General features: G+C 68.8%; 16 protein-coding genes. 3 read left to right on the forward strand and 13 right to left on the reverse strand.

Annotated features, from left to right (window positions below):
- The first annotated feature begins 1 nt into the window (after position 1).
- The gene (locus ACPOLB_RS04850) at positions 2-475 is read left to right on the forward strand and encodes a YhbY family RNA-binding protein (protein ID WP_425260181.1); all 474 of its coding nucleotides are present in this window, start codon (positions 2-4) and stop codon (positions 473-475) included.
- Here the strand turns inward: ACPOLB_RS04850 and ACPOLB_RS04855 are convergent.
- From ACPOLB_RS04855 to carA, 5 genes are all read right to left on the reverse strand, one after another.
- A complete protein-coding gene (locus ACPOLB_RS04855; protein ID WP_425260182.1) occupies positions 453-905 on the reverse strand; it encodes a DUF4149 domain-containing protein in 453 nt (150 codons plus the stop codon). The genes ACPOLB_RS04850 and ACPOLB_RS04855 overlap by 23 nt on opposite strands.
- 8 nt (positions 906-913) lie before the next feature.
- Positions 914-1,390, reverse strand: coding sequence for a transcription elongation factor GreA (gene greA / locus ACPOLB_RS04860; protein ID WP_425260183.1), 477 nt, complete (start codon positions 1,388-1,390; stop codon positions 914-916).
- Positions 1,391-1,474: 84 nt separating this feature from the next.
- Entirely contained in the window at positions 1,475-4,750 is a 3,276-nt protein-coding gene (carB, locus tag ACPOLB_RS04865; RefSeq protein WP_425260184.1) for a carbamoyl-phosphate synthase large subunit, read from the reverse strand.
- 16 nt (positions 4,751-4,766) lie between these two features.
- Positions 4,767-5,906, reverse strand: coding sequence for a hypothetical protein (locus tag ACPOLB_RS04870; protein ID WP_425260185.1), 1,140 nt, complete (start codon positions 5,904-5,906; stop codon positions 4,767-4,769).
- 13 nt (positions 5,907-5,919) lie between these two features.
- On the reverse strand, positions 5,920-7,068 hold the full coding sequence (carA, locus tag ACPOLB_RS04875) for a glutamine-hydrolyzing carbamoyl-phosphate synthase small subunit (protein ID WP_425260186.1): 1,149 nt from the start codon (positions 7,066-7,068) through the stop codon (positions 5,920-5,922).
- A 152-nt stretch (positions 7,069-7,220) separates the two neighbouring features.
- Here carA and ACPOLB_RS04880 point away from each other — a divergent pair, with 152 nt between their 5' ends.
- A complete protein-coding gene (locus tag ACPOLB_RS04880) occupies positions 7,221-8,084 on the forward strand; it encodes a DMT family transporter (RefSeq protein ID WP_425260187.1) in 864 nt (287 codons plus the stop codon).
- Positions 8,085-8,094: 10 nt separating this feature from the next.
- Here the strand turns inward: ACPOLB_RS04880 and ACPOLB_RS04885 are convergent, their stop codons facing one another.
- Positions 8,095-8,502: a GlcG/HbpS family heme-binding protein gene (locus ACPOLB_RS04885; protein WP_425260188.1), complete on the reverse strand. Its 408-nt coding sequence runs from the start codon at positions 8,500-8,502 to the stop codon at positions 8,095-8,097.
- 115 nt (positions 8,503-8,617) lie between these two features.
- On the opposite strand from ACPOLB_RS04885, the gene ACPOLB_RS04890 reads away from it, so the two are divergent.
- Positions 8,618-9,313, forward strand: a complete 696-nt coding sequence (locus tag ACPOLB_RS04890; RefSeq protein ID WP_425260189.1) for a Bax inhibitor-1/YccA family protein — start codon at positions 8,618-8,620, stop codon at positions 9,311-9,313.
- A 50-nt stretch (positions 9,314-9,363) separates the two neighbouring features.
- On the opposite strand, the gene rlmD is transcribed toward ACPOLB_RS04890, so the two are convergent.
- From rlmD to ACPOLB_RS04925, 7 genes are all read right to left on the reverse strand, one after another.
- Positions 9,364-10,719 carry a 23S rRNA (uracil(1939)-C(5))-methyltransferase RlmD gene (gene rlmD, locus ACPOLB_RS04895; protein WP_425260190.1) on the reverse strand — a complete coding sequence of 452 codons (1,356 nt, stop codon included), beginning with the start codon at positions 10,717-10,719 and terminating at the stop codon, positions 9,364-9,366.
- A gap of 78 nt (positions 10,720-10,797) precedes the next feature.
- Positions 10,798-11,961: an ABC transporter substrate-binding protein gene (locus ACPOLB_RS04900; RefSeq protein ID WP_425260191.1), complete on the reverse strand. Its 1,164-nt coding sequence runs from the start codon at positions 11,959-11,961 to the stop codon at positions 10,798-10,800.
- 14 nt (positions 11,962-11,975) lie between these two features.
- Positions 11,976-13,832 carry an AMP-dependent synthetase/ligase gene (locus ACPOLB_RS04905; protein WP_425260192.1) on the reverse strand — a complete coding sequence of 619 codons (1,857 nt, stop codon included), beginning with the start codon at positions 13,830-13,832 and terminating at the stop codon, positions 11,976-11,978.
- 2 nt (positions 13,833-13,834) lie between these two features.
- Positions 13,835-14,614: an ABC transporter ATP-binding protein gene (locus ACPOLB_RS04910; protein ID WP_425260193.1), complete on the reverse strand. Its 780-nt coding sequence runs from the start codon at positions 14,612-14,614 to the stop codon at positions 13,835-13,837.
- Positions 14,611-15,414 (reverse strand): ABC transporter ATP-binding protein, encoded by an 804-nt coding sequence (locus ACPOLB_RS04915; protein ID WP_425260194.1) that lies wholly within the window; start codon positions 15,412-15,414, stop codon positions 14,611-14,613. Before ACPOLB_RS04915 ends, ACPOLB_RS04910 begins: the two co-directional genes overlap by 4 nt.
- Positions 15,415-15,438: 24 nt before the next feature.
- A complete protein-coding gene (locus tag ACPOLB_RS04920) occupies positions 15,439-16,515 on the reverse strand; it encodes a branched-chain amino acid ABC transporter permease (RefSeq protein WP_425260195.1) in 1,077 nt (358 codons plus the stop codon).
- Between the two features lie 8 nt (positions 16,516-16,523).
- Complete coding sequence (locus ACPOLB_RS04925; protein WP_425260197.1) at positions 16,524-17,399, reverse strand: branched-chain amino acid ABC transporter permease; 876 nt, start codon at positions 17,397-17,399, stop codon at positions 16,524-16,526.
- Positions 17,400-17,513: the final 114 nt, after the last annotated feature.

A 17,513-nucleotide genomic window follows, 5' to 3' on the forward strand; every position in this document is an offset into this window, starting at 1 on the left:
GATGCCCGCTCTCCAACTCAGCCCTGCACAACGCAAGGAACATCGCTCCGGCGCCCATCACCTCGACCCCGTGGTCGCTGTCGGCAACGACGGCCTGACACCTGCGGTGGTGAAGGAAGTGGACGCCGCGCTCAAGGCGCACGGCCTCATCAAGGTGCGGGTGTTCTCGGACGACCGCGCCGTGCGCGAGACCATGCTCGCCGACCTCGCCGAGCGGCTCGACGCCGCGCCCATCCAGCACATCGGCAAGCTGCTGGTGCTGTGGCGGCCGATTCCGCCCAAGGAAAAGGCCGAACGCGACGACCGCATGGCCGGCCCGCGCACCGTGAAGATCGTGTCGTTCTCGAAGAGCGGCAACCACCGCGCCACCGTGAAGAAGGTCCAGGTCTTCGGCAACCAGCGGGTCACCGCGGGCGGCCAGATCAAGCGCGTGAAGACCCGCGCGACCAGCGTCAAGAAGAAGCAGGCGGACTGACCGGCGCCCTGCTGGCGCGCCAGGCCAGTGCCAGCACGAGACCCAGCTTCACGAGGTAGAACGCCGCGCTCACGGCGTGCAGCTGCCCGAAGCTGAGCGCGCCCTGCCCGGCCCGCGCCGCCACCATCATCGGCTGCACGGCGTAGTAGCCGGCTACCGTGCAGACGATGGCGCCCAGCGCCAGCCCCATGTCGACGCTGAACTGCGGCCCGCCGCCGCGCCGAGCGGCCACGCGCGCCAGCAGCAGCAGCACGCCACCGAAGAACAGCGCGCTGCCGGCTTCCTGCGCCAGCATGCGCGCGACCACGCGGCCGGCATCCGTCTGCACCAGCGTCGCGAACGGGGCCGGCGTCGCCAGGCCGGCCACGCACAGCAGCCAGCCTGCCCACAAGGCGGGCAGCAGGCGCCGCCAGCGGTCGAGTGCCGTCACGGGCGACCTCAGACGTACCGGACCTCGACGATCTCCCAGTGCTTCAGGCCGCCGGGTGCCTGCACCTCGGCCACGTCGCCGGCCTCCTTGCCGATCAGCGCCCGCGCGATCGGGCTGCTGATCGAGATCAGTCCCTGCTTCAGGTCGGCCTCGTCGTCGCCGACGATCTGGTACGTGGCCTTGGCGCCCGAGTCCTCGTCCTCCAGGTCGACCGTGGCGCCGAAGACCACCTTGCCGCCGGCGTCCAGCGCAGCCGGGTCGATCAGCTGCGCGGCCGCCAGCTTGCCCTCGAGTTCCTGGATGCGGCCTTCGATGAAGCCCTGCTTGTCCTTCGCGGCTTCATACTCGGCGTTCTCCGAGAGGTCGCCCTGGGCGCGCGCCTCGGCAATGGCCTGGATCACGGCATGGCGTTCCACCGTCTTGAGACGGTGCAGTTCTTCCTTCAGCTTCTCGGCGCCGCGCCGGGTCAGGGGGATGGTGGCCATGGGACAGATTCCGTTCGAACAAAGTGAATCCGCCGCAGGGAGCCCCATGAAGGGCCGCCTGCGGCGGACGGTGTACGTGCGAGTTTAAGCCAGTTCGGCGTGCAGCTCCTGCAGGGAAACCACGGTCAGGTCGTCCTGGTGCTTCAGCGCTTCGGTGGCCGCCTCGCTGCCCGCCATCGTCGTGTAGTAGGTCACCCGGTTGGCCAGCGACGCCGTGCGGATGTAGCGCGAATCGGCGATCGCCGTGCGCGTCTCGTCCACCGTGGTGAACACCAGCTGGATCTCGCCGGCCTTCACCATGTCGGCGATGTGCGGGCGGCCGTCCTTGACCTTGTTCACCTGCCGTACCGGCAGCCCGGCCGCCGCGATCGCCGCGGCCGTGCCCTTGGTGGCGACAACCTGGAATCCCAGCGCCACGAGGTCCGCCGCCACGGCCACGGCGCGCGTCTTGTCCTTGTTCTTGACGGTGATGACGACCGTGCCCTTGTCGGGCAGGCGCGAGCCGGCGCCGAGCTGGCTCTTCAGCATCGCCTCGCCGAAGGTGCGGCCCACGCCCATCACTTCGCCGGTGCTGCGCATCTCGGGGCCGAGGATCGGGTCGACACCCGGGAACTTGTTGAACGGGAACACCGCCTCCTTGATGCTGAAGTACGGCGGCACCACCTCCGCAGGCGGCTTGCCGTCGGCACCGCGCTGGTCGGCCAGCTTCTGGCCGGCCATGCAGCGCGCCGCGATCTTCGCCAGCGGCTGGCCCGTGGCCTTGCTGACGAAGGGCACGGTGCGCGAGGCACGCGGGTTCACTTCCAGCACGTACACCACGGCGTCGGCGCCCTCGCCCTGCACCGCGAACTGCGTGTTCATCAGGCCCACCACGTTCAGCGCCCGGGCCATCGCGGTGGCCTGGCGGCGCATCTCGTCCTGCAGCGCCTTCGGCAGCGTGTACGGCGGCAGCGCGCAGGCCGAGTCGCCGCTGTGGATGCCGGCGGCTTCCACGTGTTCCATGATGCCGCCGATCATCACCTCGGTGCCGTCGCTGATGCAGTCGACGTCGACCTCGATGGCGTTGTCGAGGAAGCGGTCCAGCAGCACCGGGCTCTTCTCGCTGACCTTCACGGCCTCGCGCATGTAGCGTTCGAGGTCCTTGTCGCCGTGCACGATCTCCATCGCGCGGCCGCCCAGCACGTAGCTCGGGCGCACCACCAGCGGGTAGCCGATCTCGTGGGCCAGCGCCAGCGCCTGCTCTTCGGTGCGGGCCGTCCGGTTGGGCGGCTGCTTCAGGCCGAGTTCGTGCAGCAGCTTCTGGAAGCGCTCGCGGTCTTCGGCGATGTCGATGCTGTCGGGGCTGGTGCCGATGATCGGCACGCCGGCACGCTCGAGGTCCAGCGCCAGCTTCAGCGGCGTCTGGCCGCCGTACTGCACGATCACGCCGAGCGGCTTCTCCTTGTCGACGATCTCCAGCACGTCCTCCAGCGTCACCGGCTCGAAGTACAGGCGGTCGGAGGTGTCGTAGTCGGTGGAGACGGTTTCCGGGTTGCAGTTGACCATGATGGTCTCGTACCCGTCCTCGCGCATCGCCAGCGCCGCGTGCACGCAGCAGTAGTCGAACTCGATGCCCTGGCCGATGCGGTTCGGGCCGCCACCGAGCACCATGATCTTCTTCTTGTTGCTCGGCGCGGCCTCGCACTCGCCGTCGGCGTTCTCGTAGGCCGAGTACATGTAGGCGGTCTGCGTCGCGAACTCGGCGGCGCAGGTGTCCACACGCTTGTAGACCGGGCGCACGCCGGCAGCGTGGCGCGCAGCGCGCACCGCGTGCTGGTGGGTCTTCAGGAGCTTGGCCAGGCGGCGGTCGGAGAAGCCCTTCTTCTTCAGGAAGCGCAGTTCGTCGGCGGTCAGGCTCTCGAGCGTGCGCGCAGCCACCTGCTGCTCGGTACGCACGAGGTCCTCGATCTGCGCCAGGAACCAGGGGTCGATGGCCGTCTCTTCGTGGATCTCGTCGAGCGACATGCCGATGCGGAAGGCGTCGCCCACGAACAGGATGCGCTCGGGGCCGGCATTGCCGATCTCGTCGACGATCTCGTCGCGGTCGTCGTCGGTGCAGGCGGTGCGCTCGGTCAGCCCGTCGATGCCGGTCTCCAGGCCGCGCAAGGCCTTCTGGAAGCTCTCCTGGAAGGTGCGGCCCATCGCCATCACCTCGCCCACGCTCTTCATCTGCGTCGTCAGGTGCGGGTCGGCGGCCGGGAACTTCTCGAACGCAAAGCGCGGGATCTTCGTCACCACGTAGTCGATGCTGGGTTCGAAGCTCGCCGGCGTGGCACCGCCGGTGATGTCGTTCTTCAGCTCATCGAGCGTGTAGCCCACGGCCAGCTTGGCCGCGACCTTGGCGATCGGGAAGCCCGTGGCCTTGGACGCCAGCGCCGACGAGCGCGACACGCGCGGGTTCATTTCGATGACGATCAGGCGCCCGTTCTGCGGGTTCACCGAGAACTGCACGTTGGAGCCGCCGGTGTCGACGCCGATCTCGCGCAGGATCGCGATCGACGCATTGCGCATCAGCTGGTATTCCTTGTCGGTCAGCGTCTGCGCCGGTGCCACGGTGATGCTGTCCCCGGTGTGGATGCCCATCGGGTCCAGGTTCTCGATGCTGCAGACGATGATGCAGTTGTCGGCGCGGTCGCGCACGACCTCCATCTCGTACTCTTTCCAGCCGATCAGGCTTTCCTCGATCAGCAGTTCCTTGGTGGGGCTGAGGTCCAGGCCGCGCTTGCAGATCTCTTCGAATTCTTCGGGGTTGTAGGCGATGCCGCCACCGGTGCCGCCCATCGTGAAGCTGGGGCGGATGACCATCGGGAAGCCGGTGCCGCCGATCTCGGCCTGGATGCGCTTCTGCACCGCCAGCGCCTCGTCCATGCTGTGCGCGATGCCGCTCTTGGCCGAGTCCAGGCCGATGGACGTCATCGCGTCCTTGAACTTCATGCGGTCTTCGGCCTTCTCGATCGCGTGCTCGTTGGCGCCGATCATCTCGACGCCGTACTTCGCCAGCACGCCGTGGCGGTGCAGGTCGAGCGCGCAGTTCAGCGCGGTCTGGCCGCCCATGGTGGGCAGGATCGCGTCGGGGCGCTCCTTCTCGATGATCTTCTCGACCACCTGCCAGGTGATGGGCTCGATGTAGGTCACATCGGCCATCTCCGGGTCGGTCATGATGGTCGCCGGGTTGCTGTTGACGAGGATGACCTTGAAGCCTTCCTCGCGCAGCGCCTTGCAGGCCTGGGCGCCCGAGTAGTCGAACTCGCAGGCCTGGCCGATGATGATCGGGCCGGCGCCGATGATGAGGATGCTCTGGAGGTCTGAACGCTTGGGCATGGAGATGTGTTCCGGGTCAACGCGGAGAGTTCTTCTGGGCGGCCTGCGACGGCAGCAGGCCGTCGCCTTCGAGCATGCGCAGCAAGGCCTTGGGTGCATGGGCGCTCAGCACCGGCCAGACGTCGGCGATCTGGCGCCGCGCACGCGTGCTCTGGCCGGCCATGTTCAGCGCCACGGCGTGGTCGCAGGCGCAGAAGGCCAGTGCCGTCCACACCGCGGGGTTCTCGCCCAGCCGCAGGAAGTCGGCGACGGCGGCACCCAGCGTCGACAGGCCGTCGGGATGGTTCTGGCGCAGCTGCACGAGGCCGCGCACCCAGTGCACGAAACCGGCGCCGTGGGGCGGCAGCAGGCTGGTGTCGATGCTGTCCAGCAGCGTCGCGGCCACCTGCACGTCGCCCAGCCGCGCCTGGGCCAGCGCGTGGTCGAGCGTGCGCGACGGGTCGCCGTTCGCAAGCGTGGCCGATGTCCCCATCAGGCGCACGAAGGCGGCGCTGTCGCCACCGGCCAGTGCCACGTCGGCCAGCCGGCATTCGAGCAGGCCGGGCTGGTCGGCCAGCCGCGCGCGCCAGGGTTCCAGCGACGCCAGCGCCGCGTCCGGGCGCCCGGCACGCGCCTCGAAGGCGGCCAGGCGCACGTCGAGGTCGAAGTCCATCAGCGGGTGGTTCCGGCTCACCGGGCGCAGCTGCGCCACGAGGCGCCGAGCCGCCGCAGCGTCGCCCAGCGCGCAGGCCTTCAGCAGCTGCTGGTAGCGACCGACGTGCCGCCATTGCCACAACGTCGGCACGAACGGCAGCAGCGCGAGTGCGGAGAAGGTCACGACCCAGAAGGTGTCGCCGATGGACAGGCCCCAGGCGACGACGAGCAGGTCGAACAGCAGCCACCAGCGCGAACGTCGGGCCACCTCGGCAAGCACCGTGCCCAGGCCGGGTGAGCGCATCACGCGCAGCTTGAACTGCGCCAGCGCACGCACCTCCGACGGACTCAGGCCCGTCAGTTCCTCGGGCGACTGCGGGAGCGCAGGTTCCTGGTGCAGCACCACGTCGCGCAGGCCCTGGCGCACCAGGTCGTCGCGCGCCGAGGCCGCCGACATCGCATCGACGAACCCCTCGGTCTTGCTGCCGTCGGCCGCGGTGGCCGAATACAGGATCTTGGCCATGGGTTGCCCCCGCTCAGGCCGCCATCAGCGCGGTGAAGCGGTCGAACAGGTAGCCGATGTCGTGCGGCCCCGGGCTCGCTTCCGGGTGACCCTGGAAACAGAACGCCGGCTTGTCCGTGCGCGCCAGGCCCTGCAGCGTGCCGTCGAACAGGCTCACGTGCGTCGGGCGCAGGTTCGCGGGCAGCGAGGTCTCGTCGACCGCGAATCCGTGGTTCTGGCTGGTGATGCTGACGCGGCCCGAGTCCAGGTCCTTCACCGGATGGTTGGCGCCATGGTGGCCGAACTTCATCTTGAAGGTCCTGGCGCCGGAGGCCAGCGCCAGGATCTGGTGGCCCAGGCAGATGCCGAAGGTGGGCGTGCCGCTGTCGATGAGCGCGCGGGTGGCTTCGATGGCGTAGCTGCAGGGCTCGGGGTCGCCGGGGCCGTTGCTGAGGAAGACGCCGTCCGGCTGGAGCTTCAGCACCTCGGCGGCCGGAGTCGTCGCCGGCACCACGGTGATGCGGCAGCCGCGGCTGGCCAGCATGCGCAGGATGTTGCGCTTGACGCCGAAGTCGTACGCGACGACGTGGAACTTCGCGTCGGCCAGCTGGCCGTAGCCGCTGCCCAGCGCCCACTCGGTCTCGGTCCAGTCGTAGGCCTCGGTGGTGCTGACCACACGCGCCAGGTCCAGCCCGGCCATCGACGGCGCCCCCTGCGCACGCGCCACGGCGTCGGCCACCATGGCCGGCGTGACGGTGGTGCCGGCGGACCAGGTGGCGATGCAGCCGTTCTGCGCGCCGGTGCTGCGCAGCACGCGCGTCAGCCGGCGGGTGTCGATGTCGGCGATGGCCACCGTGCCTTCGGCCTGCAGGTACTGCGACAGCGACTGCGTGGCGCGGAAGTTGGACACGCGGATCGGCAGGTCCTTGATGACCAGGCCGGCGGCATGAACCTTCTTCGACTCGACGTCTTCCAGGTTCACGCCCGTGTTGCCGATGTGCGGATACGTCAACGTGACGATCTGCCGGCAGTAGCTGGGGTCGGTGAGGATTTCCTGGTAGCCGGTGAGCGAGGTGTTGAACACCACTTCACCGACCGTGTGACCGGGGGCGCCGATCGACGTGCCGAGAAAGGTCGTGCCGTCTGCGAGTGCGAGGAGTGCGGGGGGCAGGACGGGCAGCAAGGCAAAAGCTCCGGGGTTCGCGCGCCCAGCGCCCCTCTCGAGAAGGGGTCCGCGGGGGAAACCGCTGGCTGCTTGTGCCGGTGATTCGCTGGGGCTGCGTTGAGGGCGGGTAAACCGCGAGAGTATAGCCTGCCGGCATAGACTCTTCACCGATGCAAGCACCGAAGAACACGCCGGTCTGGCCCCTGCTGGCCGGCGCGCTGGCCATGGCCAGCTTCGTCAGCATGGACGCCACCGTGAAGTCGCTCGCACCGCGCTACGACGCGCTGCAGCTCGCCTTCTTCCGCTTCGCCAGCGGCGCGCTGTTCGCCATCGCCCTGTGGGCGCGGGTGCGCTCGCCGATGCCCGTGCGCAGCGAGTGGCGCTTCCACGGCTGGCGCATCGCCCTGCTGCTGGGCTGCCTGGTGGGCTACTTCCATGCGCTGACGCTGCTGCCGCTGGCGCAGGCCGTGGCGATGAGCTACGTGGCGCCCATCGCCACTTCGCTGCTGGCGATGCTGGTGCTGCGCGAGCGGCCGTCGCCCTGGATCTGGCTGGCGCTGGCCTTCGGTGTCGCCGGCGTCGGCGTGGCCTTGTGGCCCGAGTTGCAGGAGCCTGCCGGCAGCCGGCAGTTGGAGGGCCTGGTCGCGGCCGGGCTGTCGGCGCTGGCCTTTTCAGGCGTGATGATCCTCGCCCGGCGCCAGGCGCAGCGGGACTCGGTGTGGACGATCCTGCTGCTGCAGAACGTCGGGCCGGCGCTGCTGCTGGCGGTGCCGGCGGCGCTGGCCTGGCGGCCGCTGGACCCGGGCGACCTGCCGGTCATCGCCCTGACCGGGGCCTTCGCCACCGTCGGGCTGCTGTCGCTGACCTGGGCGTTTACGCACCTGGAGGCCACGCGCGTCGCGCCGCTGGAGTACACCAGCTTCGTCTGGGCCGTGCTGCTGGGCTACCTGCTGTTCGGCGAGGTGCCCACCGCGACCACCGCCGCGTCGGCGGCACTCATCGTCGCCGGCTGCCTGCTGCTGCTGCGCCGCTGAGCGGCTGCCGTCACAGGCCGAGTGCCGCGATGCCGGCGCGCGCGATCTGCGCGTCCTCGGCCGACTTCACGCCGCTCACGCCCACGGCGCCGACACACTGGCCGTCCACCAGCACCGGCACGCCGCCTTCCAGCAGGCCTTCCAGCGTGGGGGCGCTCAGGAAGGACACCCGGCCCTGGTTGATCATTTCTTCGTAGACACGGCTCTCGCGCCGGCCCAGCGCGGCGGTGCGCGCCTTCGACGGCGCGATGTGCGACGAGATCGGGGCGGCGCCGTCCAGGCGCTGCAGCCACAGCAGGTGGCCGCCGTCGTCGACGATGGCGATGGACACGTTCCACTGGTGGGCCAGGGCTTCGGCCTCGGCGGCAGCGGCGATGCGGCGGACATCGTCCAGGGTGAGCACGGGTTTGGTCTTCATGGGCGGCACGATACAACTGACGGTCAGTGGGGCCATGTTGCCGGTGGCAGGCCCGCCCTACAATCCGCGCGCACGTCAAAACTGTCGTGCGTCCTCTGTACCCCAAGGAGATCGAATGAACCAAAGCGTGCAAAACTATCCCGGCTACGCCGATAGCGGCGCGCTGGCCTCGCAGCGCCAGCGGGTGCTGCGCAACACCTACTGGCTGCTGGCGCTGTCGCTGCTGCCCACGGTGCTGGGCGCCTGGATCGGCGTGCAGACCGGCATCGTCGCCGGTCTGGGCATGGGCATGAGCGCCATCGTGTTCCTGGGTGGTGCCTTCGGCTTCATGTTCGCGATCGAGAAGACCAAGAACTCGGCCGCCGGCGTGCCGGTGCTGCTGGGCTTCACGTTCTTCATGGGCCTCATGCTGTCGCGCATCCTGGCGGCCGTGCTGGGCTTCAGCAACGGCGCGTCGCTGATCATGACCGCCTTCGGCGGCACCGCCGTGGTGTTCGTCGCGATGGCCAGTCTGGCCAGCGTGATCAAGCGCGACCTCACGAACATGGGCAAGTTCCTGTTCGTCGGCGCGATCCTGCTGCTGGTGGCCGGCCTGGTGAACATCTTCCTGCAGTCCAGCGCGCTGATGATGACGCTGTCGGTCGTGGCGATCGGCCTGTTCTCGGCCTTCATGCTGTACGACATCAAGCGCGTCATCGACGGCGGCGAGACCAACTACATCAGCGCCACGCTGGCGATCTACCTGGACATCTACAACGTGTTCCAGAGCCTGCTGGCCCTGCTGGGCATCTTCGGCGGAGAGAAGGAGTAAATCTCCCCTGCCGCCCGCTGCAAGACCAGGGCCCCTGTCGGGGCCCTTTTTCATGCCCGGTCGAAAACGGCGATCGACTCGGTGTGCGCCGTGTGCGGGAACATGTTCACCACGCCGGCGAGGCTGGCGCGGTAGCCGCCCTGGTGCACCAGCAGGCCGGCGTCGCGGGCCAGCGTCGCCGGGTTGCAGCTGACGTAGACGATGCGCTGCGGCAGCGCGAAGCCGCCCGCCGCGTGCAGGTCGGCCACCGCCTTGGCCAGCGCGAAGGCGCCTTCGCGCGGCGGGTCGATCAGCCAGCGCTGCACCGCGCCCAAGGCGCGCAGGTCGTCGGGCGTGATCTCGAACAGGTTGCGCGCCTCGAAACGCGTCTTCGCCGCCAGGCCGTTGGCCGCTGCGTTGTCGCGCGCGCGCTGCACCAGCGTCTCGCTGCCCTCGATGCCCAGCACCTGCGCCGCCCGCGTGGCCAGCGGCAGCGTGAAGTTGCCCAGGCCGCAGAACCAGTCGATCACGTGGTCCCGCGGCTGCGCCGCCAGCAGCCGCACGGCACGCTCCACCAGCACGCGGTTGATGTGCGGGTTGACCTGCGTGAAGTCGGTGGGCTTGAACGGCATCGTGATGCCGAACTCGGGCAGGCCGTAGGCCAGCACCGGCCCGCCGTCGTCCAGCAGGTGCACGGTGTCCGGGCCCTTGGGCTGCAGCCACCACTGCACGCCGTGCGCGGCGGCGAAGTCGCGCAGGCGCTGTGCGTCGGCGGGTGTCAGCGGCTCCAGGTGGCGCAGCACCAGCGCGACGACGCTGTCGCCGGCGGCGAGCTCGATCTGCGGCAGGCGGTCGCGCTGGTCCATGCCGCCGATCAGCGTGCGCAGCGCCGGCAGCAGCGCGCTCACGGCCGGCGGCAGTACCGGGCACACGGTCATGTCGGCGACGTAGCGCGACTTGCGCTCGTGGAAGCCCACCAGCACCACGCCCTTCTTCGCGACAAAGCGCACCGACAGCCGCGCGCGCCAGCGGTAGCCCCAGGCCGGGCCCTCCAGCGGCCGCAGCACCTGCTCGGGCTTCACCTTGGCCAGGTGCCACAGGTTGTCTTCGAGCACCCGCTGCTTCACCGCCACCTGCGCCGCCGGATGCAGGTGCTGCATCTTGCAGCCGCCGCAGGCGCCGGCGTGCAGGCCGAAGTGCGGACAGCCCGGGCGCACGCGCTGCGCGCTCTCGCGCGCGATCGCCGAGACCTGGCCCTGCTCCCAGTTGTTCTTCTTGCGCGAGACGCTCACCTGCACGCGCTCGCCGGGCAGGGCGCCTTCGATGAAGACCACCTTGCCGGCGCCCTCGCCGGTGCTGCGGTGGGCGATGCCCTGCGCTTCGAGGTCGAGCGACTCGACCTCCAGCCAATCGAAACCTGAACTCATGGGCCCGATTATCCGGGCCAAAACGACCACGGGCCGCCCGCAGGCGGCCCGTGGCGCGATGGCCGAGCCCTCAGGGATTCAGGGCTTCACGTACTCGGGCGTCACCAGGCGCCAGCGGCCATCCTGCAGCTGCGACAGGCGCGACTCGTTGCTGCCCTGGCGCTTGGTCGGGCCGAAGCTGGCCGGCGCGCTGCCGAAGATGTCGGGCGAGAAGGTCATGCCCTCGATGGCCTTCACGAAGCTGTCGGTCGTGAGATTCGGCCCGGCCTTCTGCGCCACCTGGATGAAGGCGTCGATGGCGCTGTAGCCGTAGACCGAGAACACGGTCGGATCCTCGTTGAACTTGGTCTTGTACTTGTTGGCCCAGAAGCTGACGCGCTGCGAAGCGTCGTCGAGGTACGGGTTCTGCACAGTCATCGCGGCGTACAGGCCATCCATCGCCTTGCCGCCCAGCTTGTGGATGAGGTCGGTGTAGGCCGCGCTGGATCCCAGGTAGGTGGGCTTGAAGCCCAGCTTGAGGCCGGTGGCGATGCCGCCGATCGTCTCGCGGATGATGGTGCCCAGCACCACGAAGTCGCAGCCCGCGGCCTGCATGCGCTGCACCTGGCTCGAGAAGTCGGTGGCGCCGCGCTTGTAGCTGGTCTTCTCGACCAGTTCCATGCCGATGGTCTTCAGCCCGGCTTCCGCGCCACGCAGCACCTCGAGACCGAACTCGTCGTCCTGGTACATCGCGCAGGCCTTCTTGGCGCCCTTCTCCTTCGCCAGGCGGGGAGCGAAGATGCGCATCTGGTCGTAGTACGAGGCCGCGAAGGCGAACTTGAGCTTGTGGAAGGGCTCGTACATCTCGCGCGCGGCCGTGATCGGGTACCAGTTCATCACGTTCTTGCTGAACTGCACCGGCATCGCCGCCAGGTTCTGCGCCGTGCCGATGTGGCCTGCCACCGCGAAGACCTTGTCCTGGTTCACCAGCTTCTGCGCCGCCAGCACGGCCTTCTTCGGGTCGTAGCCCGAGTCCTCGAAGATCAGCCTGATCTTGCGGCCGTGCACGCCGCCCTGCTCGTTGAGCTCGTCCACGCGCAGCTGCATGCCGAAGCGCGTCTGCTTGCCGAAGCCGGCGATCGGCCCCGACAGGTCCTGGATGGAGCCGACGACGATCTCGGACTTGCTGACGCCCTGCTGGGCGCCTGCGGTGGCCGCGGCGGCAGCAAGCGCCAGTGCGGTGATCAGGCGAACGGTGTGCATGGTGGGTGTCTCCTTCAGGCGTACATGGCTTCGATCTGCGGCGCGTACTTCTGCTGCACCAGCTTGCGCTTGAGCTTCATCGTGGGCGTGAGCTCTTCGTCTTCCGCGGTCAGCTGGGATTCGAGCAGGTGGAACTTCTTGATCTGCTCCACCCGGGCGAACTTGGTGTTGACCTTGTCGATCTCGCCCTGGATCAATGCTCGCACCTCCGGGGCGCGTGTCAAGCTGGCGTAATTGCTGAACGGCACGTCGTGGTCCTGCGCGAACTTCTCGACGTTCTCCTGGTCGATCATGATCAGCACCGTGAGGTAGGCACGCTTGTCGCCGATCACGACCGCGTCGGTCACGTAGGGCGAGAACTTGAGTTCGTTCTCCCACTCGCTGGGCGTGATGTTCTTGCCGCCCGCGGTGATGATGATGTCCTTCATGCGGTCGGTGATGCGGAACACGCCGTCGGCGTCCACCGTGCCGACGTCGCCCGTGTGCAGCCAGCCGTCGGCGTCGACGGTCTCGGCGGTCTTGTCGGGCAGGTTCAGGTAGCCCATGAAGACGTTGGGCCCGCGCACCAGGATCTCGCCGGTGGCCGGGTCGATGCGCACCTCGTTCCAGGGCGCTGCGATGCCGATGCAGCCGGGCCGGATGCGGTCGGCCGGCGTGTAGGTGGAGATGCCGGCCGTCTCGGTCATGCCCCACACCTCGAGCATCGGCACCCCCAGGGCCAGGTACCACTTCACCAGGTCGGGCGAGATCGGCGCCGCGCCGGTGACGCAGATGCGCGCCCGGTCCACGCCGATCAGCTTGCGCACGTTGTCCAGCGCCAGCCAGCGCGCCACGCGGAACTTCAGCTTCAGCGTGCCCGGCACCGGCCGGCCGGCCAGCACGCGCTCGGCCACCTGCATGCCCACGCCCAGGCTCCAGCCGTAGGCCAGCTGCTGCACGCGGCTGGCCTCCTTCACGCCGATGGTGACGGCCGAGTAGAACTTCTCCCACACGCGCGGCACCGCGGTGGCGACCGTGGGCGCGATCTCGCGCACGTTCTCGGGCACGGTGTCGGGGTTCTCGACGAAGTTCAGCCTCGCCCCCGAGTACATCGCGAAGTACTCGCCGCCCATGCGCTCGGCGATGTGGCACAGCGGCAGGAAGCACATGCGCTCGTCGTCCTCGTACTGCGCCGTGATCTGGTGGTAGCCGCGCATCGCCGCCACCAGCGAGCGGTGGTTGTGCATCGCGCCCTTGGGCTTGCCGGTGGTGCCCGAGGTGTAGACCAGGATGGCAAGCGCCGCCGGGTCGAGGGCCGCGATGCGCCGCTCGAGCGCCTGCGGATGCGCCGCCAGGTGCTCGCGGCCCAGCGCACGCAGCGCATCCAGCCCGATGATGCCGGGGTCGTCCAGGTCGTGCAGGCCTTCCATGTCGAAGACGACGATCCTGCGCAGCAGCGGCAGTTGCGGCCGCACCTCCAGCGCCTTGTCGAGCTGCTCGTCGTCTTCCACGAACAGCACGACGGTGGACGAGTCCTCGCACAGGTACTGCGTCTGCGCCGCCGAGTCGGTGGGATAGATGCCGCTGCTGACGCCGCCGGCGCTCAGCGTCGCCAGGTCGGCCAGCACCCATTCGACGACCGTGTTCGACAGGATCGACACCCGCTCGCCGGGTGCGAAGCCCAACGCCATCAGGCCGTGCGCCACCTCGCGCACGGCTTGCGCGACCTGGTTCCAGGTCCAGGACTTCCACAGCCCCAGGCGCTTCTCGCGCATCCAGACGGCGTCGCCGCGCCGCGCCACGCCGTTCCAGAACACCGCCGGCACGGTCTCCCCCGGCAGCACGATGTCGGTGTTGGGTTTCAGTTCCAGTGCGTCCCAGAGGTTCGGCATGGCTATCTCCAGGTCTTCTTCTTCTTCCAGCGCCGCTCGCCGCGCACGCCGGCGTCCTTGATGCCGAGGTAGAACTCCTTCACGTCGTCCTTCTCGCGCAGCACGGCGCAGCGGTCCTCCATCACGATGCGGCCGTTCTCCAGCACGTAGCCGTGGTCGGCGGCGTTCAGCGCCATGTTGGCGTTCTGCTCCACCAGCAGGATGGTGGTGCCGCGCTCGCGGTTGATGCGCACGACGATCTCGAAGATCTCGCGCGTGAGCTTGGGGCTCAGGCCCAGGCTGGGCTCGTCGAGCAGGATCATCTCGGGTGCGGCCACCAGCGCGCGCGCGATCGCCAGCATCTGCTGCTGCCCGCCCGACAGCAGCCCGGCGTCCTGGCGCTCGCGTTCCTTCAGGATCGGGAAGTACGCGTAGGCGTGCTCGATGTCGCGTGCCACCGCGTCGCGGTCGCTGCGCGTGTACGCGCCCATCAGCAGGTTGTCGTGCACGCTCAGCAGCGGGAAGACCTCGCGCCCCTCGGGCACGTGGCACAGCCCCATGCGCACGATCTTCGCGGGGTCGGCGGCCGTGATGTCGGCGCCCTTGAAGTGCACGCTGCCGCGGCGCGGGTCGATGATGCCGGAGATGGTCTTCAGGATCGTCGTCTTGCCCGCGCCGTTGCTGCCGAGCACGGCGCTGATCTCGCCGCGCCGCACCTTCAGGCTGACGCCGCGGATCGCGCGGATCGGGCCGTAGGCGCTCTCGACGTTCGACAGCACCAGCACGTCGTCGCCGGTCGTCATGCCGCGTTCTCCCGCCGCAGCGACGCCAGGTCGCCGGCCGAGCCCAGGTACGCCTCGACGACGCCCGGGTGCGCCTGCACCTCGGCGGGCTCGCCCAGCGCCAGCACCTCGCCCTGGTTCATCGCCAGCACGCGGTCGGACACCTTGCCCACCAGCGACATGTCGTGCTCGACCATCAGCACCGTGGTGCCGAACTCGCGCCGGATGTCCTGGATCCAGAACACCATGTCCTCGGTCTCCTCGACGTTCAGGCCCGACGAGGGCTCGTCCAGCAGCAGCAGCCTGGGCTCGGCGCACAGGGCGCGTGCCAGTTCCACCACCTTGCGCACGCCGTAGGGCAGGCCGGCGATCAGCGTGTCGCGGTGGTGCTGCAGGTCGAGGAAGTCGATCACGTGCTCGACCTTCTCGCGTGCGGCCAGCGCCGCGCGGCGTGCACGGCCGGTGAACAGCAGGTCGTCCAGCAGCCCGGTGCCGCGGTGGGTGTGGCGGCCGATCAGCAGGTTCTGCAGCACGCTGGCATGCTCGAACAGCTCGATGTTCTGGAACGTGCGCGCGATGCCCACCGCCGCGATGGCGTGCGGCGGCAGCGCCAGCAGGTCCTGCCCGTCGTAGCGCAGGCTGCCCGAGGTGGGCGTGTAGATGCGGCTGATCAGGTTGAAGACCGTGGTCTTGCCTGCGCCGTTGGGGCCGATCAGCGTGAAGACCTCGCCGCGCCTGACGTCGAAGCTGACCTTGTTGACCGCCAGCACGCCGCCGAAGCGCACGCTGATGTCCTGGGCCGAAAGCAGGATGTCGCTCATATCAGCTGGAACCCATGCGCTGCATCACTTCAACCGGTCGCTCTTCTGGAACGACTTCTGGCGCTTGAACATGCCGCGCCGGTAGAACGGGAACATCGAGAAGAAGGTGCGCACCTTCAGCCAGCGTCCGTACAGCCCCATCGGCTCGAACAGCACGAAGACGATCAGCACGCCGCCGTACACCACCGCCTGCAGCCCGGGCGCCTGGCCGATGACAGGCGGCAGGACATCCTTGCCCAAGGCGATCAGCTGCGGCATCGTGATCAGGAAGATCGCCCCCAGGAAGGCGCCGTGCACCGAGCCCAGGCCGCCGATCACCACCATCAGCAGCAGGTCGATGGACTGCACGATGTTGAACTGATCGGGGCTGAGGAACTGGATCTTGTGCGCGTACAGCGCGCCGCCCAGCCCGGCGAGTGCCGCCGACAGCGCGAAGCTCAGCGTCTTGTAGCGCGCCAGGTGGATGCCCATGCTCTGCGCCGAGATCTCGCTGTCGCGGATGGCCACGAACGCGCGCCCCGTGGGGCTGCGCAGCAGGTTCACGATGGCCAGCGTGGACAGCACGGTGACCACCAGGCACAGGTAGTAGAACTCCTCGCCGCTGTCGAGCTTCCAGGCGCCGATGGACGGTTCCTTCACGTGCATGCCGCCATTGCCGCCGGTGACGCTTTCCCAGCGCGCCAGCACTTCCTCGACGATGAAGCCGAACGACAGCGTGGCGATGCCGAGGTAGATGCCCTTCACGCGCAGCGCCGGCAAGCCCACCACCACGCCCACCGCCGCCGACAGCAGCCCGGCGCAGGCCAGCGACAACGGGAACGGCCAGCCCATGTTGCTCAGCACAGCCTGCGTGTACGCGCCGACGCCCAGGAAGGCCGCGTGGCCGATCGAGAACAGCCCTGTGAAGCCCGCCAGCAGCATCAGCCCGAGGCCGACCACCGAATAGATCAGCACGAAGGTCAGCTGCGCCAGCCAGTACTCGGGCAGCAGCCAGGGCGAGGCCAGCAGGAACAGCAGCAGCAGCCCGTACCAGAACACGTGGCCGCCGTGCTTGGCCAGGCGCACGTCCTGGTCGTAGTCGGTCTTGAAGATGAATCGCATGGGCAGCCCTACACCTTCTTGCGCAAGGCTTCGCCGAACAGGCCGTTGGGCTTGAGCATCAGCATCAGCAGCACCACCACGTAGGCGGCGATGTCCTTGAACCCTTCAGGCAGGTAGAAGCCCGACAGCGCCTCGACGATGCCGATCACCAGCCCGCCGACGATGGCACCCGGCAGGCTGCCGAAGCCGCCGACCACGGCGGCCGGGAACGCCTTCAGCCCGATGAAGCCCATGTTCGCGTGCACGAAGGTGATGGGCGCCAGCAGCAGCCCGGCAATGGCCGCCACGGCGGCCGCCAGGCCCCACACCAGCCCGTTGAGCCGCTGCACCGGGATGCCCATGTAGTAGGCGGCCAGCTGGTTCTGCGACGCCGCCTGCATCGCGATGCCGATCTTGCTGTAGCGGAACAGCGCGAACAGCAGCCCGCACAGCACGGCCGTGGCAGCGATGACGACCATCTGCTCGACGTTCAGCACCAGCGTGCCGACGCGCCAGATCTCGTCCTTGTAGGGCACCTGCAGCGTGTGCGTGTCGGTGCCGATGTTGGGGATCATCGTGATCAGCCCGCGCGCGACGTAGCCGATGCCGATGGTCAGCATGACGATGGAAAACGCAGGCTGCCCGAGGATGGGCCGGATGACGAGACGCTCGACACCGAAGCCGAACACCGCCATCGCCAGGATCACGCAGGGCACGGTCAGCCAGTAGGGGAAGCCCAGCACCGTGAGCAGCGCCAGGCCGCAGAACGCCCCCAGCATCATCAGCTCGCCCTGCGCGAAGCTCACCGTCTCGGTGGCCTTGTAGATCAGCACGAAGCCCAGCGCGATGAGGCCGTAGATGCAGCCCTGTGCGATGCCGCTGATGACGAGCTGCAGGACCTGCAAGCACCCTCCGCCTGGTCGATGCGATGACCGGGCGGATGCTAGCGGCGGGCCTGAGGCACGCGCCCCCTGGGAAACGCTGAGGGGCACCGATCGGCGGGTCGGGTGATTCCCGCA

Source organism: Rubrivivax soli (assembly GCF_049810355.1).
Classification (GTDB): domain Bacteria; phylum Pseudomonadota; class Gammaproteobacteria; order Burkholderiales; family Burkholderiaceae_C; genus Rubrivivax.

Coding starts and splice junctions, on each gene's coding strand:
- ACPOLB_RS04850 (WP_425260181.1), top strand. CDS start 2: ATGCCCGCTCTCCAACTCAGCCCTGCACAACGCAAGGAACATCGCTCC.
- greA (WP_425260183.1), bottom strand. CDS start 1,390: ATGGCCACCATCCCCCTGACCCGGCGCGGCGCCGAGAAGCTGAAGGAA.
- carB (WP_425260184.1), bottom strand. CDS start 4,750: ATGCCCAAGCGTTCAGACCTCCAGAGCATCCTCATCATCGGCGCCGGC.
- ACPOLB_RS04870 (WP_425260185.1), bottom strand. CDS start 5,906: ATGGCCAAGATCCTGTATTCGGCCACCGCGGCCGACGGCAGCAAGACC.
- ACPOLB_RS04880 (WP_425260187.1), top strand. CDS start 7,221: ATGCAAGCACCGAAGAACACGCCGGTCTGGCCCCTGCTGGCCGGCGCG.
- ACPOLB_RS04885 (WP_425260188.1), bottom strand. CDS start 8,502: ATGAAGACCAAACCCGTGCTCACCCTGGACGATGTCCGCCGCATCGCC.
- ACPOLB_RS04890 (WP_425260189.1), top strand. CDS start 8,618: ATGAACCAAAGCGTGCAAAACTATCCCGGCTACGCCGATAGCGGCGCG.
- rlmD (WP_425260190.1), bottom strand. CDS start 10,719: ATGAGTTCAGGTTTCGATTGGCTGGAGGTCGAGTCGCTCGACCTCGAA.
- ACPOLB_RS04900 (WP_425260191.1), bottom strand. CDS start 11,961: ATGCACACCGTTCGCCTGATCACCGCACTGGCGCTTGCTGCCGCCGCG.
- ACPOLB_RS04905 (WP_425260192.1), bottom strand. CDS start 13,832: ATGCCGAACCTCTGGGACGCACTGGAACTGAAACCCAACACCGACATC.
- ACPOLB_RS04910 (WP_425260193.1), bottom strand. CDS start 14,614: ATGACGACCGGCGACGACGTGCTGGTGCTGTCGAACGTCGAGAGCGCC.
- ACPOLB_RS04915 (WP_425260194.1), bottom strand. CDS start 15,414: ATGAGCGACATCCTGCTTTCGGCCCAGGACATCAGCGTGCGCTTCGGC.
- ACPOLB_RS04920 (WP_425260195.1), bottom strand. CDS start 16,515: ATGCGATTCATCTTCAAGACCGACTACGACCAGGACGTGCGCCTGGCC.